The following is a 17187-nucleotide window of genomic DNA, read 5'->3' as shown; positions in this document are numbered from 1 at the left end:
GTTACCCCTTGACTGCGCCGGCGGCGATGCCGCGCACGAACCAGCGCCCGGAAATGAAATAGATCGTCAGCGGCGCCAGCGAGGTGAGGATGGTCGCCGCCATGTTGACGTTATAGAGCCTGACCCCGGTCGTGGTGTTGATGACGTTATTGAGCTGCACCGTCATCGGCAGGTTGTCGCGTCCGGCGAATACCAGGCCCAGGATGTAATCGTTCCAGACGCCGGTCACCTGCATGATGGTGGCGACGATGATGATGGGAACCGACATGGGCAGCATCAGCTGGAAGAAAATGCGCAGGAATCCACCGCCATCGATGCGCGCCGCCTTGAACAGCTCCTGCGGAATCGAAGCATAGTAGTTGCGGAACAGCAATGTCATTACCGGCATGCTGAACACCAGGTGGACCAGCACGATGCCGGGCAAGGAGCTGAATAGGCCAAGCATGGCGAGGATGCGCACCAGCGGAAACATCATCACCTGCACGGGAATGAAGGCGCCCATCATGAGGACGGCAAACAGCAGGTTGGCGCCGCGGGGACGCCAGAAAGACAGGGCATAACCGTTGAGCGCGCCGAACAGGATAGGCAGGATGGTGCTGGGGATGGTAATGGCCAGCGAGTTCAGGAAGCCGCCGCGGATGCCCTCGCAGGCGACGCCGGTGCAGGCCGAACTCCAGGCCGCCCGCCAAGGCTCGATGGTGAAGCTGATTGGCAGGGCAAAGATGTTGCCGAGTTGAATCTCCTCCATGCTCTTTACTGAGGTGACCAGCATGATGTACAGCGGCAGCACGAAGAAGGCGGCGGCAGAGATCAGAAACGCATAGACCCCGATCCGTGCCGGGCTTGGCAGCTTGCGGATGCGCAGCGTCGCGGCGGTGGAGTGGCTCATGCGCCCTCCCTGTAGCCGGTCGCATGGCTGCGGGCGTAGAGGTATGGTGCGACCAGGGCCAGCACGGTAAGCAGCATGACGACGGAACCGGCAGAGGCCAGCGCGATGTTCGCGCGGCCGAACAGGTGATCCATGATGAACTTGGTCGGCACTTCGGTGGCGATGCCGGGGCCGCCTTGGGTCATCGCCACCACCGCGTCGAACAGCTTGATGACGGCGGTGGACAGCAGCACGAAGGCGGTCGCCACCGAAGGGCCCAGCATGGGCAACATGATCGAGACATAGACGCGCCATGCCGGAATGCCATCGATGCGCGCGGATTTCCAGATTTCCCCGTCAATGCCGCGCAGGCCGGCCAGCATCAGGGCCATCACCAAGCCGGAAGCCTGCCACACCGTGGCGATTATGATGGTGTAGATGGCCATATCCTGATCGGCGATCCAGTCGAATCTGAAATCGGCGAAGCCGGCTTTTCGCACCGCGTGCTGGATGCCGGCCTCGGGGTTGAGCATCCATTGCCAGGCCAGGCCGGTGGCGACGAACGACATGGCGTAGGGATAGAGGAAGATGGTGCGAAGCACGCCCTCCCCCTTGACCTTCTGGTCGATGAACACCGCCAGCAGGAAGCCGATGAGCATGGTGGCCGCGATGAACAGTACGCCGTAGACGGCGAGGTTGTGCAGGGAGAGCAGCCAGCGATCGTTGCCGAACAGGCGCAGATATTGGGTCAAGCCGACGAAATCGTTGGTCGGGAAGGTGCGCGAACTGCTGACGGAAATCTTCAGCGTCCACAGCACCGTGCCGAGATAGCCCACCACGACGATCAGCGCCATGGGCAGCAAGGCGGCCCAGGAGGTCGCCTGTTTTTTCCAGTGGTTTGGCTTGGTTTTCATGAGCCTAATGGTTTAGTCAGGCCGAACTTCTATTTTTGGATTTTTGGACTTGCAGAAGAAAATAAATGGAAGCGCAAAGAGGCCGAGAAACACGCCATATGTGCCCCACTTAACAGGATTGCACCCCCTGGCCTTCGCAATGTAATGGCACGCGATAGCCGAAGGAATGATGGTTATTCCGTAAAAAGTTATAAATGGATCCATTTTTCCTTGATATCTAAACGATAGGTTAAGTGGCGTGCCGCTTGGTAAGCCAGTCCTACGACCACGCCAGCAAGCACCAACTTTCAACCTAGTTATTCAGCGCCGCCGCAATATCCCGCTGCACTTTCTCCACCGGGACGCTGGTGTTCCAGTACGCCGTCAGGATGTCGGTCAATGCGCCGTTCTGGTCCGGCGTCATGAACACCTCGCCATTGCCGACCTGGCGCGATTTGTCCTTCATGATGGCGAGGCCCTGCTGGGCGCACAGGTCCAGTTTCGAGGCATCCACGTCGGTGCGTATGGGAATGGAGCCCTTGCGGCTGTTGAACGCGATCTGGGTTGCGGGTGCTGTGGCTACGGCGGCCAGCAGTTTCTGGGCCTTGATCGCTTCCGGGTTGCTGGTTTTCGGGAATACCAGCACATCGCCCTGGATGATGTAGGGCGAATTGGGGCCGAATCCCGCGATGCAGCCGAAGTCGATGCCGGGGTTCTGTTTCGCCAGCGAGAATTCGCCCTTGGCCCAGTCGCCCATGATCTGCACGCCGGCCTTGCCGGTGATCAGCATGGCGGTGGCGTCGTTCCAGTTGCGCCCGGGCGCGCCGGCATCGGTGTAGGCGCGCAGGCGCTTGTAGGCGGTCAGCACCTGCTTGAATGCCGGGGAGTTGATGGTCGCCTTGTCATGGTCGCGGAACACCTTGAGGTAAAGGTCCTTGCCGCCGACATTCGCCAGCATGGCGGTGAACAGGATGCTCTCCTGCCAGCCTTGACCGCCATGCGCCAGCGGGACCAGGCCGGCGGCCTTGAGCTTGTTGAGCGCTGCGAACAGTTCGTCCACCGATTTCGGCTCGCTGGCGATGCCGGCTTTCTTGAAAGCCGGCTTGGAGTACCAGATCCAGGTGGGCATGTGGATGTTCACGGGGGCGGCGTAGTAGTGCCCGTTGACCTTGATGACCTTGAGTACGGTCTCCGGCAGGAACTTATCCCAGCCGTCCCGGATGGCGACTTCGTCGACATTGTTGAGCATGTCCTGCTCGATCAGGTCCAGGAATTGGCGGGAGGTATTGAACTGGGCGGCGACGGGCGGGTTGCCGCCGACGATGCGGTTGATCGTTACCGAGCGCGCTTGTTCGCCCAAGGCGACCGCGGTGTCCACCCAGATGCCGCCAGCCGCCTTGTAGGCGTCAGCCAGAGACCGCACCGCAGCCGATTCGCCGCCGGCGGTCCACCAGTGAATTACCTCTGCTTTAGGAGGTGCAGCTTGTGCCGAGGCGCCAAATCCCAGCATGCAGGTCACGGCCAAAATGTGCCTGGTTATTCTGAACATTACCAATCCCCCCTCGATCTGTCACGAGCCCATGCAAGTCTGTCTCGCCAGGCCTTATTATTAGCATTTACAGCGGTTGTACCAAGGTGTTGCTGGACGCACTCCGTTTAGTGTACATGTCGGCGTACTTGAGGCCAAAGAACAGAATGAAGCCGTAGCAGGCCGCAGGCAGAAAGAACGACCAGCGCAGACCTACGGTATCCGCCAGAAAACCTTGCATGAACGGCACGATGGCGCCGCCTACGATAGCCATGCACAGCAGGCCGGAGCCCTGGCCGGTCAGCTTGCCCAGACGGTTCAGCGCCATGCTGAAAATGGTCGGGAACATGATGGAGTTGCACAGGCCAACGGCGATGATGCTCCACATCGCAACCTGGCCTCCGCTAAAGATGGCGGTCAGGATGAGCAGGATGGAGAAAGTGGCATTGAATGCCAGGGTTTTTCCGGGGCTGACTCGTCGCATCACGGCAAAGCCGATGAATCGCCCTACCATGGCGCCACCCCAGTAGTAACTGACGTAATGGGCTGCTGCGGCGGGGGCTAGGCCGGCGACGTGTTCCTCGCCGAAGAAGTTGATCAGCAGGCTGCCGATGCTCACTTCGGCGCCGACATACAGAAAAATGCCGATAGTCCCCAGCACCAGGTTATGGTGGGACAGCAATGGTTTGGCGTTGCCATGGGCAGGGCTGTCCGGCGTGAGCTTGTCGTGGTCGACCTTGGGCAGTTTGGCCATGGCGAACATGACTGCCAGCGCCAGCAGTGCCAGACTCAGCGCCAGATAGGGGCCCTGTACGGTAGCGGCTTCCTTGGCCCGGTAGATCGCCAGTTCGGCTTCGGGCAGTGCGGCAATTTGCGTGGCGGTCAGGAGCGTGCCGGTCAGGATCAGGATGCCGCCTACGGTCGGGCCGACGGTGGTGCCCAGCGAGTTGAATGCCTGGGTCAGGGTCAGGCGGCTGGAGGCCGTATGCGCATCGCCGAGGGCGGTGACATAGGGGTTGGCCGCCACCTGCAGAATAGTGATGCCGGATGCCAGCACGAAGAATGCGACGAGAAACAGCATGTACCCGCTCGTCGATGCCGGGTAGAACATGGCACAACCCGCGGCGGCAATGGTCAGCCCGATCACCGCGCCGCTCTGGTAACCAACCCTGCGGATCAGCACGCCGGCCGGCAGCGAGATGACGAAATAGGCGCCGAAAAAGCAGAACTGCACCAGCATGGCCTGCATGTAATTCAGTGTGTAGATGGATTTCAGATGCGGGATCAGCACGTCGTTCAGCGAGGTCAACAGCCCCCACATGAAGAACAGTGACGTTACGATAATGAGCGGAGCCGTGCTGCTAACACCTCCGCTAGATGCTGGTTCAGCCGCCGACGTGTGCGGAATATTTGTCATGATGATCCTCGTGAAGTAATTCTAACCACAGGGCAAAAACGCAAAAACTGTACCTTGGCTTACCCCGGTCAATGAGTGGCAGTGGCTAGGGAGGTCAGTCCGGGAGAGGGCAACTTTACCCCCTTCCTTTCATTTAAGTCACCCACTAGCAAAGCGCGCTTGGAAACGTTACCATAATATCCTGTGAATTACATCAAGTTTCAGGGAGGCAGGGAAATGTCGACGATCAAATGCACGGATAGGCGCCCGTCCCGGGAGCATGAAATTTCTGCGTGTGCCCTCCAGGCTGGTCGACGCGGATTGATTCCGTCCGTCGAATTTGGTGTTCCTTGATATGACCGACATTTGCCTCCCAATTCGTCTTGTCGCCGATATTGGAGGAACGCATGCCCGTTTCGCTCTTTTGGATGCAGATGGGAAGCCTGCCTTGGTCCAGGTGTTGAAATGTGCCGATTACCCCGATATTGGGGCCGCCATCACGACTTATTTGGCGAGGGTGGGAGACATCAAACCGGTGGCGGCAGTCATTGCCATCGCCAATCCGGTGACTGGCGACCATGTCGCCATGACAAACCACCACTGGTCATTCTCAACGCAAGCGCTGCAGGCGCGACTTGGGTTGGAGAGCCTGCTCGTAGTCAATGATTTTGCCGCGCTGGCAATGTCGCTTCCTTCTCTGGCGCAGCATGAGTTGGTGCAGATTGGAGGCGGAGTTGCAGTACCAGATGAGCCGGTCGGGGTGATCGGGCCGGGCACGGGGTTGGGTGTGGCTGGGCTGGTCAAAGCGGGGGCTTTCTGGCAACCTTTGGCCGGTGAAGGCGGGCACGTCACACTTGCAGCTGCCAACGATTTTGAATCGGATATCATTTTGGCGCTACGTCATCGATTTGGGCACGTTTCGGCCGAGCGCATTCTCTCTGGCCCAGGGCTCTCAATCCTGCGGGAAACTGTCGGGGCACTGCTTCAGGAAGCGGTGGAGCCGATTTCTTCGGCAGAAATCACCCACCGAGCCATTGATGGCGAGGATGCTCTGTGTGTCGAGACTGTTACGGTTTTTTGTGCCATGTTGGGAACGGTGGCGGGTAACCTCGCCCTTACATTGGGTGCGCGAGGTGGCATTTACCTGAGTGGCGGCATTTTACCGCAATTGGGCGCATTCCTCGCACAGTCCCCATTTCGTTCCAGGTTCGAGGAAAAAGGGCGTTTTGCCAGCTACCTCGCTGGCATCCCGTGTTATGTCATCCACGCTGACCAGCCGGCATTGATCGGAGCCAGCCGCTATTTTGAATATTGCGAAGGAGCGAATTAGCATGAATTTTGCGCAACAGCAAAGAAACCCTGGGAAACACCTGATGGGGATAACGTTTGTTGCTGCTTTCCACGTCTTGATTGTGTGGGCGTTGCTGACGGGGCTTGCTCAAAAGGTCGTTGAGGTGGTGAAAGTGCCCCTGGAAACCAAGATCATCCAGGAAATCAAACCGCCTCCGCCACCCGCTCCGCCTCCGCCCTCACCCAAGCTGGCCGCTCCGCCTCCGCCGTTCATTCCGCCGCCCGATATTGTGGTGGCCACGCCGCCGCCCGCCAATACCATCCGGGTGACAACGTCGGTGGCGCCGCCCGAGCCGGTGACCATGGTGCCGACAGCACCGCCTTCACCAACCTCTGTGACACCGGTGGCGGCTCCAAGTGCATCTTCCGCGCCAAGAGAGCCGGTCCGCATTGCGCCCGTGATCGATGCCAAGCAGGCTTGCGAAGAGCCCGAGTATCCCTCGGCGTCACGGCGCAACGAAGAGCAGGGTACGGTAGTGCTTCGTTTTCTTATCGATGTCGATGGCCGAGTGATCGACAGCAAGATTGCAACCTCAAGTGGCTTCAGTCGTCTCGACCGGGCTGCAAGAGACACCCTTTCCCATTGCGTTTTCAAGCCTGGTACCCTCGATGGGAAGCCCGAACAGTCCTGGGCGAACATCAGGTACACCTGGCATCTTAATTAACCATAATCAACCGAACCAAGGAGACACCATGTTCATCGTTAAACGCAGAGCCGGTTTGTGGGCCATCTTTTTCATCGCGCTCGTGTCCGCTGCCGCACTCTTCTCGCCATCGACGATTGCGTTTGCAGCCGATCCGGCAGGTGTCGAAGCTGTGGCTGCGGCGCCTGTCGTGGCCGCCGCAACCGAAAAAGTGGCCAACCCCTACGGACTGGATGCGCTCTGGAAAACCGGCGACTTCGTTGCCAAAGGGACGCTGATGATCCTTGTTGTGATGTCCATGGGCAGCTGGTACATCATCGTGATCAAGTTCTTCGAGCAGTTCAAGCTGTTGCGTCAGGCGCGCGCCATTACGGATGACTTCTGGAATGCGGGCGTGCAGGGCGGGCTGAAACTGCTGGAGGCAGGGAGCGCTTTCGGGTTCATTGCGGAAAGTTCCCTGAAGGCCAGCAACCATCACGGCGGCAAGCTGGCGGAAAGCGTTGATCACAATACCTGGTTGGTCATGAATATCCAGCGCAGCACCGAGAACGTGCAGAATCGGCTGCAGGATGGTCTGGCATTCCTTGCGACCGTGGGCTCCACCGCGCCGTTTGTCGGGCTATTCGGCACGGTGTGGGGAATCTATCACGCGCTGACCGCAATCGGCATTGCCGGTCAGGCCTCCATCGACAAGGTGGCAGGCCCCGTAGGCGAGGCGTTGATCATGACGGCCATCGGTCTGGCAGTGGCCGTGCCGGCCGTGCTTGGCTACAACTGGCTGGTGCGCAGGAACAAACTGGCGATGGAGAAGGTGCGCGCCTTCGGTGCCGAAATTCACGCAGTTCTCATGGGCGCAAGCGGCAAGGCGGGCTGATCATGGGCATGAATATCGGCACGACTGATGGGGGTGATGAGGACGAGGTGGTCTCGGCCATCAACACCACCCCGCTGGTGGATGTGATGCTGGTGCTCCTGATCATTTTCCTGATCACCATTCCGGTGGTCAGGCAGTCGGTGCAGGTGGAGCTTCCCAAGGAAACCAACACCGTCACGGTGACCAAACCGGAGAACGTGCTGCTGTCGGTAAGCCGTGAAGGAGAAGTGTTCTGGAACACCCTGCTGATGGAGAGCAACGATGCGTTGCTGTCGCGGCTGAAACAGGTCGCGGTTCAGAAACCGCAGCCCGAGGTTCATATCCGGGGAGACATGAACGCCCGTTATGAAGCCATCGGCAGGGTGGTATTTGCTTGCCAGCGCGCGGGGATCGTCAAGGTGGGCTTCATTACCGAGCCGCCAGCACGGAATTGAAGGGCCTTTGGGGAAGCGCGAGCCATTAAGGAAAGGAAAATATCATGGCCATGAATGTTGGCACAAACAGTTCCGGGGATGCGGACGTGATGGTGGATATCAATACGACCCCCCTCATCGACGTGATGTTGGTGTTGCTCATCATGTTGATTATCACCATCCCGATCCAGACCCACGCGGTCAAGCTCAATATGCCGGTCGGCAATCCGCCGCCGCCTTCGACGCCCCCGACAGTGGTTCAGATTGACGTCGATTTCGATGGCACGATCATCTGGAACGGTGAGACCATTCCAGATCGCGCCCAGCTGGAAGAGCATTTCAAGCAGGTGGTCGACCAGCCTGATCAGCCGGAAGTGCATCTGCGGCCGAACAAGCTGGTGACCTACAAGTTTGTTGCCATGGTGATGGCGACCGCGCAACGCCTCGGGGTGGCCAAGATTGGCCTCGTTGGCAACGAGCAATTCGTCAAATAGGACGTCGGGAATGAAACGTATCCAACTTACCTGCATGGGGTTGCTCCTCAACGCCACGCTTCTTTTTTGCGGGATTGCCTATGCCGATGACACCCTTCGGCCTGAAATAGGCAAACCGATGCTGGCTGCCCAGGAGCTGGTCAAGGCGCAGAAATACAAAGAAGCCCTAGCCAGGATCCGGGAGGCCGATGCCGTGCCCAACCACACGCCTTACGAGAGCTTCATCATTGACCGCATGCGTGCCGCTGCCGCGTCTGGAGCCGGCGATACGGAGACGGCTGCGAAATCCTTCGAGGCCGTGATCAACTCGGGGAAGTTGTCGTCAGCGGATCATCTAAAAATGATTGAGGCATTGGCCGGCACGTACTACCGCGCCAAAGACTATCCCCGTGCAATCAGCTGGATTCAGGCATACATGAAGAACGGCGGGGCTGATCCGCAGATGCGGTTGCTCCTCGTTCAATCCATGTATCTCGGGGGGAATGCTGCGGCCGCATCCAGGGAGCTTGCGCCGATGATTGCCGCGGAAGAGCGGGCGGGTAACATTCCGGCGGAAAACATGCTTCTGCTGCAGAGCAGTTGCCAGCAGAAGGCCAATGATGCCGCCGGATATTTGGACACCTTGGAACGTTTGGTTAAATACTATCCAAAAACGGAATACTGGGCGGACATCATCGGTCGCGTCCAGAGCAAGCCCGGCTTCTCCGATCGTTTGCTGCTCGACGTATATCGACTGCAACATGCCAGTGGCAATCTCAAGGATGGGAACGCCTATGTGGAGTTTGCGCAGTTAGCCATACAGGAAGGCTTTCCGTCTGAAGCCAAGAAAATCGTCAGCGAGGGCTTCGATAAGAAGCTGTTGGGCGTAGGCAGCGATGCTCAGCGGCACAATCGGCTGCGCGACCTTGCCAATCGTCTTGCAGCCGAAGATCGTGCCGCGCTTGATAAGAAAGACAAGATGGTGGAGAAGGACGCGAGCCTGCTGGTCAATAATGGCTACGCTTATGTGACTTGTGGCGAGGTGGAAAAAGGCATTGCTTTGATTGAGAAAGGTGTAGGAAAAGGCGGGTTGAAACGGCCGGATGATGCCACGCTGCACCTGGGTCTTGCCTATCTCCAGGCTGGCAACAAGGCCAGGGCGACGCAAGTCCTCAGAACCTCATCGCACGGCGGCGGTGGCGTCGGAGATATCGCCAGGCTTTGGATGTTGCTGGCGCATCTTGAATAGCGGAAACGCCGGGCAAGCGACAAGATCCTAGTACAGTGAGTTCGGCGGAAATCTTTCTGATCGCAATGGCGATCATTTTCTCGGTGCCGTACCTGATTTGGCGAACGGGGCGAACCGACCATTACGCCCCGCTTGTTGTCGTCCAGATCATCACTGGCGTTCTGCTCGGGCCCGGCATAATTGGCCGCGCTTTCCCCGACTACTACAGCTTTGTTTTTACCCCTGTCGTCGTTCAATCCTTGAATGGGGTGGCCTGGTGGGCAGTGATGCTCTTCGTCTGCATCGCAGGCGTGGAACTTGACCTAAAAAAAGCCTGGATACACCGCAGGGAAAGCACGATCACTGCTGGGCTGGCATTAAGCGTGCCGTTGCTACTGGGCGGTCTTGCCGCGATGGGCTTGTTGATGTTCGACGGCTGGATTGGCACCAAAGCCCTTGATTGGCAATTCGTGCTGGGGGTCGGCATGGCGTGTGCAGTCACGGCGCTCCCGATACTCATCCTGCTGATGGAAAAGCTGGACATGCTGCGCCAGCCTATCGGTCAGCGCATCCTGTGCTACGCTAGCCTGGACGATGTGGCGATATGGGGGGTGTTGGCGCTCATCCTCATGGACTGGCATCGCATCGGTACACAGGCGGTTTTCATTCCAGCCTTTGCCATTGCCGGTGGCCTTTTTCGCCGGTTGATGCCCCGGCTGGCGCCACAGGATCGCTGGTATTTTGCGCTGATCTGGCTGATCGCTTGTGCGCTGGGCGCAGATCTGGCCGGCCTGCATTTCATGGTCGGGGCGTTTCTGGCGGGCGCGGTCATGGAAGCCGGGTGGTTCGATCAGGAGCAGTTGGATTTGCTGCGCTTCCATGTGCTGTTGGTTCTCATGCCCGTCTTCTTTCTGAGCACCGGATTGCGGACCGGATGGTCGCTTGGGGGAGGGGTGGTCATCCTTGCGGCGCTGGTGCTGCTGGTTGCGTCAGTCAGCGGAAAGCTGGTCGGAATCCGCATTGCCGGCAAGGTGCTGGGCTGGCCTCCCGGAGAGGCCAGCCTCATCGGCTGGCTATTGCAAACCAAGGCACTGATCATGATTATTTTTGCCAATATCCTGCTCGACAAAAATATCATTTCTGGCGACACATTTACGGCGTTGCTGTTGATGGCGGTCGCCAGTACCATGTTGACTGTGCCGATGGCCGCACCAAAACTTGCACGACTGAAATAGTGCCAAGGTGAATCGCAGGTCCGCTTATTCGGGTGCTACGCCGCGCCTGTGCTTCAAAAGCCTGTTATAGAGTTGTGGGTTTGCGTAAGTTTCGATCCAGACGTCGTGTCCTCGTCCTGGATATGCCGTCAGTTGTGCCTCCCCGCCGCAAACCTGTAGTCGCTCCAGCGCATCGCCGAGTAGCGCATCAAGAACGTCGATATCCCAGTCGTCATCCAGGGGACGTTGGGCGAAATCACGATGAAGTGGAAATCGCGTCTTGTTTCAAGCAGCTTGGGTAACCCTTTTCAAAATACACGAGCACGAGCGAAGCTTTACAACCGCACCCCGACGGGTTGTTCAAAAAAAACTTTAAAACCACGTTGACAACGGCGTGATGGTGATATAGTCTCTGCAAAGTGGTAACGTTTCCACTTGGTGTGGGGCGACTCAAAAAAATAATTGTGGGGGTGTGGCGCGGGAGTACGGCACACCTTGAAAATGAAGATAAAGAGGAGATGTTCATGAGCAAGCCTACCAAACGCCGCCCACAGGTCGTGGATTCGCGTTTTCCCTCATTTAAATTGCGGCCCATTGCAGCGACCTGCTCAATGCTGTTGATCGCGACCGCATCGTATGCGCAAGAAGCTGCCGAAGCCGGTACGGCGGATGCCGGTGACAACATGGAAACTGTCGTGGTGACAGGCCTGCGGCACAGTATCGAAAGTTCCGTTGCTGCCAAGCATGACTCGAACTCGATCATTGAAATGGTGACGTCGGAAGACATCGGCAAGCTCCCTGACGTCAGTATTGCAGAAAACCTAGCGCGCCTGCCTGGGTTGACGGCGCAGCGTGTTGACGGCCGAGCGCAGGTTATTTCCATTCGCGGTATGGCACCTAAGTACGGAGTCACGTTGCTGAATGGCCGTGAGATGGTCAGTACCGGTGATAATCGCTCTGTGGAATATGACCAGTTCCCCTCCGAGTTGATTAACTCTGCCACTGTTTACAAAACCCCGGATGCTTCCTTGAGTGCCATGGGATTGTCAGGTACGGTGAATCTGAAATCGGTTCGCCCGCTGGACTTCAATGAGAGAAAAGTCAATTTAAGTGTTCGCGGGGAACGCAATTCCAACGGCGAACTGATAGACGGTTCAGATGCGTACGGCAACCGCATCAGCGCTTCCTACATCGACCAGTTTGCTGATAACACGGTTGGGGTTGCGCTCGGTTACGCCCGACTCGACAATCCGGGACAGGAAAAGTATTACAAATCCTGGTGGTGGGCTGATACGGGAAAGTGGGGTAGCCAGATTCCGGGTCTTCCGGCGGGTACGACGGCTCTTCAAGGTTTTGAAGCCGGCGCAAACTCGATTGATCGTGTGCGCAACGGCTTGATGGGTGTGTTTGAATTCAAGCCCAACAAGGACTTCCACAGCATGGTCGATCTCTATTACACGAGGTTCGATCAGGACTGGATGCAGTCGGAGTTGCAGGCTGAGCCCAACACGTGGAATGGCACCACCTACACCAACCCCATTTTTACGCAGGTAAGCGGGAATAATGTCGCGGCAGGAGGTACGATTGCGACGAATTTTGCACGGTTTCTCGGCCGTCACAACGATCGTAAGGACGACGTTTTTGCAATCGGTTGGAATAACGAGTACAAGCGCGACAAGTGGACCTTTGGTGCTGACCTCGGTTACTCAAAGGCCAAAAGGCATGAACAGAATGGAGAGTTGACAGCCCTGACAACGGGCCCGGTGACATTCAATAATGCTACGATTGCTACAGACGTAGATAGACGGCCGTCGTTTAATCCGGTGCAGAATCTGGCTGACCCAGCCTTTGTCTTTTTGACCCAGCAGTGGGGGCGGGGTGGTCGCAATACTACGACCAAGGTCGATGATGAGATGAAAACGCTGCGTTTTTCAGTCAAGCGTGATTTTGATGCCTTCATCAGCAGCCTTGAGGGCGGGATCAATTACTCCGACCGTAGCAAGGACATGAAAAAGACGGAAGTTTATTACATGCTGAAGGGTGGCGTGCCGGTGCCTATTTCGGCTAATCTGCTGAAGTCGCCTACGTCTCTGGGTTTTGTCGGTGTTCCAAAGATTCTAACCTGGGACTTTAACGGCGTGCTCAACAAGTACTACGATACCACTGCGCCACAGGCGTTAAGTGATTCGCCTGGCCGGGTCTGGGGTGTGCATGAGAAGGTCACGACCTATTACGGAAAGGCCGATATCGACATCGATGCCAGGGTGCCGATCCGCGGGAACATGGGGATCCAGATCGTACACGCGGACCAGCAATCGACAGGGCTGATCTGGGATGGCACGAAGCTGACCCCTATGTCGGGCGGCAAGACGCGTACGGATGTGCTGCCCAGTCTGAATCTGATATTCGATCTGGGCAATATTGTCAAAAAGGGCACCATTGTTCGCTTTGGTGCAGCCAAGGAAATGGCACGTCCGAACATGGAAGACATGCGGGCCGGCTTCTCTGGCGTATCCGTGAGCGCTCCTCCCTTTTCTCGATGGTCTGCAAGCGGCGGCAATCCTACCCTGGATCCGTGGATTGCCTATGCTTACGACCTGTCCCTTGAGAAATATTTCGGCAAACGTAGCTACGTTGGCGCGGCGTTCTTCGTCAAGGAGCTGCAGTCGTTTGTCTTCAAGCAAACGATTGACTATAACTTCGCGGGCTTCCCCAACCCAACAACCAATACCCCTGCTTCGAATATCGGCGACCTGACTACGCAGGCGAATGGGGCTGGCGGGTTCGTGCATGGTCAGGAATATAGTGCGGCGCTGGATGCGGGACTGATCAACCCTTCACTGGACGGCGTAGGCTTTATCGGCAGTTTGTCTCATACCACTAGTACTCTGCACGAAGCCAATAACGTGAACAATTCACTGGAAGGGCTGTCCGGTATCGTCAGGAATCTGACTTTCTACTACGAGAAGCATGGCTTCTCGGCGCGGATCAGCGAACGTTTCCGTTCCAAATTCATGGCCACGGTGCGCAATCAGTTCGGGGACAACTCCTTCAGCGCCATCGAATCGGAAAAGATTGTGGATCTTCAGCTCGGCTACGCGTTTGAAAATGGTCCCTACAAGGGATTGTCTATCCTGTTCCAGGTTAACAACTTGACGGACGAGCCGTACGAGACCTCAATCAGCTCCGCAACAAACGGGAAACTCATGCTGCCAGAGCGCAACAACACTTTTGGTCGTCAGTTCCTGCTTGGAGCTACTTATAAGTTCTAAGGCTTTATCCTCCATGCTGTAGTGGAATCTTGCCCTGCCGGTTTCCGGCAGGGCTTTTTATCGAATTTAACCCGGGTTCATGTTATGGGAACGCTTCACCATGCAGTAGCAACAAGTGTTTTATGTATTTGCTCAGGACTTGTCTTGAACGGGTGTGCGGGAGGAGTAAGTAATCTGCGTGCTGAACAGCTATCACCTCTGGCTGACTGGCCGAAGATCCATAGTGTCGTTCACCGTGATGGTGAAATGGAATCACGAATCCAGCAAATGGTCGCGGGCATGAGCCTGCAGCAGAAAATCGGACAGATGACACAGCCTGAAATCAAATCCATTACGCCAGCCGAGGTTTCAAAGTACTACATAGGGTCAGTATTGAACGGGGGCGGTTCCTGGCCGAATGGCGACAAACATGCATCGGTTTCTGCATGGCTGGACCTGGCTGACCGCTACTACGAGGCATCAATGTCTACCGACATGCCGATCAAGGTTCCGGTGATTTGGGGAGTCGATGCAGTCCATGGGCACAACAATGTGTTCGGAGCGACTATATTTCCTCATAACATCGGCTTGGGCGCCGCCCATGACGCCTCCTTGGTAAAGGATATTGGCGCCGCTACAGGCAAGGCGGTACGAGCCACGGGGATCAATTGGGTATTTGCTCCGACACTGGCGGTGGTACGCAATGATCGCTGGGGGAGGACGTATGAAAGTTTTTCCGAAGACGGAAAACTGGTCGGTGGTTACGCCAGGGCCTATATCGAGGGGCTGCAGGGCAGCTTCCGCTCGGATGCTAACGTGGTGGCAACCGCCAAACACTTTATCGGCGATGGTGGCACCAGCCAGGGTAAGGATCAGGGCATTAACCAGTCCGGCAAGGCCGAGATGCTCAATATCCATGCACAAGGCTATTACGGTGCGTTGGCTGCTGGAGTTCAAACGGTGATGGCGTCCTTCAATAGCTGGAACGATGTCGCAGCGGGGGTGGATTATGGAAAGATGCACGGGAGCAAGGCACTGTTGACGGATGCTTTGAAAGAAAAGATGGGCTTCGACGGCTTTATCGTTTCCGACTGGAACGCCATCGCGCAGGTTCCCGGCTGTACCAATTCCAGCTGTCCGCAGGCCATCAACGCCGGGATCGACATGGTGATGGTGCCGGATGATTGGAGAGCCTTCATTAGTAATACGATGGCTCAGGTGAATAATGGCGAAATCCCCATTTCGCGTATCGACGATGCAGTTACCCGAATCTTGCGGGTTAAGTTGCGTGCCGGTTTGTTTGACAAGAAACCCTCGCAGAGCATTTATGCGGGCAACACGGCTGCCGTGCAATCCAGGGATGTTGCGCGGCGTGCGGTAAGGGAGTCGCTGGTGCTGCTGAAGAACAATGGCGGTGTCTTGCCGTTGGCGCGCGATAAAAAGGTTCTGGTCGTTGGCAAGAGCGCCAACAGCATGAGTAACCAGACGGGCGGCTGGTCGTTGACCTGGCAAGGGACGGAGAATATCAACAGTGACTTTCCCGCGAGCGACACGATATTGGCCGGAATAGAAGAGGTGGCAGGCGCTGAACACGTGGTGTACAGCGAAACCGGGCGTGATGTCGATCCTCGTCAATTTGATGCGGTCATTGCTGTTCTGGGCGAAACACCCTATGCGGAAACCAGCGGCGATATCCCCCCACCCAACAGCCTGCGGCATGCCAGCCGCTATCCGGAAGACCTTGCGGCGCTGCAAGCGGTTGCAGGCAAGGGGCGGCCAGTCGTCACGGTCTTCCTTTCCGGACGACCGTTGTTTGCGAACGATTTGCTGAACCTGTCGGATGCCTTCGTCGCGGCCTGGCTGCCCGGGACCGAAGGCAAGGGCGTGACGGATGTGCTGTTCCGGGATGACAAGGGCGGCGTTGGCCACGACTTCAAAGGCACGCTGTCGTTTTCCTGGCCGAAAACGGCTTGCCAGGACACGCTCAACGTCGGCGATGCCGGCTACGATCCGCAATTCCCCATGGGTTACGGCCTGAACTACAGCCGCGTGACGGAACTGGGTGCACTGGGCATGGATGCCCGCGCGACCTGCGGCTCGGCCACGGCGCTGCCGATTTTCAGCCAATCCGAACGTCCGCCATACAAGCTCTATGTCTCGGCCGCGGCAAACCGCTGGGACGCGCAGGCGATCGGCGCCGACCTGAATGCGGTGCTGAACGTGCCCGCCAGTCGTCCCGCCATCCGGGTGCAAACCATCGACGTCAACATGCAGCAGGACGCCAAGCTGGCAAGCTGGCAGGGCGGGGAAGCGCGGATGTATGCGCGTTCCGAACTCGCCACGGATATGCGCCCCTTTGCGGCGGATGGCGTGCTGCAATTCGAGATTGTGGTGGCTCAGGCGCCGCAAGGGATGGTTGCCTTGTCGATGGGATGCACGGGTACGTGCGGCGGCACGGTCGATTTGACCAGGGTCCTCAAGGGCGGGGCGCTCAAGACCAAGCGCGCCCTGAAAATCCCGCTGGCCTGTTTTGCAGCGCAGGGCGTGGATTTGGGCAAGGTGGACATGCCGTTCAGCGTATTGGCCGACCAGCCGTTCAGCGCCGCGTTTGCCAATGTGCAGATTCGCGCCGGGGCGGGCAAAGAGAGCGATGCGCTGAGCTGTGCCGAAGTTGTTCCAAGTGGCAACGGCAATAATTAAGTGCGGTAAACCCCTGGCTTTGCCGGGCGGCTCGGAAAGGTTCGACTTGTGCAGCAGCAGGCGGCTTGAGATCAAGCCAGGAGGCTGCCAGTATTTTCCTCCCCCAGCCTTACACCCTCAAAGAGGAAGGCGCAAGAATTAGCCGCCTTGAGCGGCTTCGAAGTACCGCCGCGTGATTGCGGCGGGAGATGGAGTGTTGCGACGCGCTATCGGTGCCTGAAATCGCTGAATTGTAGTGCGTGAATCATCTCCAGGTGATGCACAACCAATTATTTTTCGGGATATTCTCATGCTCACGCTTAGCTGCGTCACCCACGTTTACGCCAACGGCACCAGAGCCCTTGACAACGCGAGT

At 57.5% G+C, this 17187-nt stretch carries 13 protein-coding genes; 9 read left to right on the top strand and 4 right to left on the bottom strand.

Going from position 1 to position 17187, the window contains the following annotated elements; genetic code table 11:
• Position 1: 1 nt before the first annotated feature.
• From VGK14_RS00560 to VGK14_RS00545, 4 genes are all read right to left on the bottom strand, one after another.
• Positions 2 to 889: a carbohydrate ABC transporter permease gene (locus VGK14_RS00560; RefSeq protein WP_331506943.1), complete on the bottom strand. Its 888-nt coding sequence runs from the start codon at positions 887 to 889 to the stop codon at positions 2 to 4.
• Positions 886 to 1782 carry a sugar ABC transporter permease gene (locus tag VGK14_RS00555; RefSeq protein WP_331506942.1) on the bottom strand — a complete coding sequence of 299 codons (897 nt, stop codon included), beginning with the start codon at positions 1780 to 1782 and terminating at the stop codon, positions 886 to 888. Before VGK14_RS00555 ends, VGK14_RS00560 begins: the two co-directional genes overlap by 4 nt.
• A 292-nt stretch (positions 1783 to 2074) precedes the next feature.
• The gene (locus VGK14_RS00550) at positions 2075 to 3310 is read right to left on the bottom strand and encodes an ABC transporter substrate-binding protein (RefSeq protein ID WP_331506941.1); all 1236 of its coding nucleotides are present in this window, start codon (positions 3308 to 3310) and stop codon (positions 2075 to 2077) included.
• A 67-nt stretch (positions 3311 to 3377) separates the two neighbouring features.
• Entirely contained in the window at positions 3378 to 4706 is a 1329-nt protein-coding gene (locus VGK14_RS00545) for a sugar MFS transporter (RefSeq protein WP_331506940.1), read from the bottom strand.
• 334 nt (positions 4707 to 5040) lie between these two features.
• On the opposite strand from VGK14_RS00545, the gene VGK14_RS00540 reads away from it, so the two are divergent.
• From VGK14_RS00540 to VGK14_RS00500, 9 genes are all read left to right on the top strand, one after another.
• Positions 5041 to 6015 carry a glucokinase gene (locus tag VGK14_RS00540; protein WP_331506939.1) on the top strand — a complete coding sequence of 325 codons (975 nt, stop codon included), beginning with the start codon at positions 5041 to 5043 and terminating at the stop codon, positions 6013 to 6015.
• A gap of 1 nt (position 6016) precedes the next feature.
• Positions 6017 to 6700: a TonB family protein gene (locus VGK14_RS00535; protein WP_331506938.1), complete on the top strand. Its 684-nt coding sequence runs from the start codon at positions 6017 to 6019 to the stop codon at positions 6698 to 6700.
• A 28-nt stretch (positions 6701 to 6728) separates the two neighbouring features.
• Positions 6729 to 7553, top strand: coding sequence for a MotA/TolQ/ExbB proton channel family protein (locus tag VGK14_RS00530; protein WP_331506937.1), 825 nt, complete (start codon positions 6729 to 6731; stop codon positions 7551 to 7553).
• Between the two features lie 2 nt (positions 7554 to 7555).
• Positions 7556 to 7987: a biopolymer transporter ExbD gene (locus VGK14_RS00525; RefSeq protein WP_331506936.1), complete on the top strand. Its 432-nt coding sequence runs from the start codon at positions 7556 to 7558 to the stop codon at positions 7985 to 7987.
• A gap of 44 nt (positions 7988 to 8031) precedes the next feature.
• Positions 8032 to 8460 carry a biopolymer transporter ExbD gene (locus VGK14_RS00520; RefSeq protein ID WP_331506935.1) on the top strand — a complete coding sequence of 143 codons (429 nt, stop codon included), beginning with the start codon at positions 8032 to 8034 and terminating at the stop codon, positions 8458 to 8460.
• 10 nt (positions 8461 to 8470) lie between these two features.
• Positions 8471 to 9688 carry a tetratricopeptide repeat protein gene (locus VGK14_RS00515; RefSeq protein ID WP_331506934.1) on the top strand — a complete coding sequence of 406 codons (1218 nt, stop codon included), beginning with the start codon at positions 8471 to 8473 and terminating at the stop codon, positions 9686 to 9688.
• Between the two features lie 35 nt (positions 9689 to 9723).
• Positions 9724 to 10902 carry a cation:proton antiporter gene (locus tag VGK14_RS00510; protein ID WP_331506933.1) on the top strand — a complete coding sequence of 393 codons (1179 nt, stop codon included), beginning with the start codon at positions 9724 to 9726 and terminating at the stop codon, positions 10900 to 10902.
• A 503-nt stretch (positions 10903 to 11405) separates the two neighbouring features.
• Entirely contained in the window at positions 11406 to 14153 is a 2748-nt protein-coding gene (locus VGK14_RS00505) for a TonB-dependent receptor (protein ID WP_331506932.1), read from the top strand.
• Positions 14154 to 14297: 144 nt separating this feature from the next.
• On the top strand, positions 14298 to 16832 hold the full coding sequence (locus tag VGK14_RS00500; RefSeq protein ID WP_331506931.1) for a glycoside hydrolase family 3 N-terminal domain-containing protein: 2535 nt from the start codon (positions 14298 to 14300) through the stop codon (positions 16830 to 16832).
• Positions 16833 to 17187: the final 355 nt, after the last annotated feature.

Source organism: Novimethylophilus sp. (genome assembly GCF_036504375.1).
GTDB lineage: Bacteria > Pseudomonadota > Gammaproteobacteria > Burkholderiales > Methylophilaceae > Novimethylophilus.
Note: the sequence above shows the minus strand (reverse complement) of the source record. Positions and strands in the feature narration are given on the sequence as shown.